Source organism: Pleomorphochaeta sp. DL1XJH-081 (assembly GCF_049310885.1).
Lineage (GTDB): Bacteria > Spirochaetota > Spirochaetia > Sphaerochaetales > Sphaerochaetaceae > CAYZJV01.
The window spans coordinates 1-268 of sequence record NZ_JBMDYO010000110.1; the positions used below are offsets into that span (position 1 = coordinate 1).

Consider the following 268-nt stretch of genomic DNA (forward strand, 5'->3'; position numbering starts at 1 on the left):
CGTCCACACCCTCTCTCTCACTCTCTCTCCACTGAGTGTTTCTTGAGATTCATCAATCAAGCATCATTAGAAATGGTGCAGTCCAATAATCACTTACTTCTTGAAGAGCCTATAAGGATGGCTTCCATTCTTGAGCCCAGCAAACCTAATTTCTTTCCAGCTATGACAAAAATAGTTGGAACGCTAGGCCCCAAATCAAGATCGGTGGAGGCCATCTCCGGCTGCTTGCAAGCTGGAATGTCAGTTGCTCGCTTTGATTTTTCGTGGG

1 protein-coding gene is annotated in these 268 nt (G+C 45.9%); it reads left to right on the plus strand.

All coding sequences use genetic code 11. The annotated features are described in order from the left end of the window. Positions 1–162: 162 nt before the first annotated feature. The coding region (locus tag ACODJP_RS14100) for a pyruvate kinase (RefSeq protein WP_422482574.1) at positions 163–268 on the plus strand (106 nt) is incomplete at its 3' end.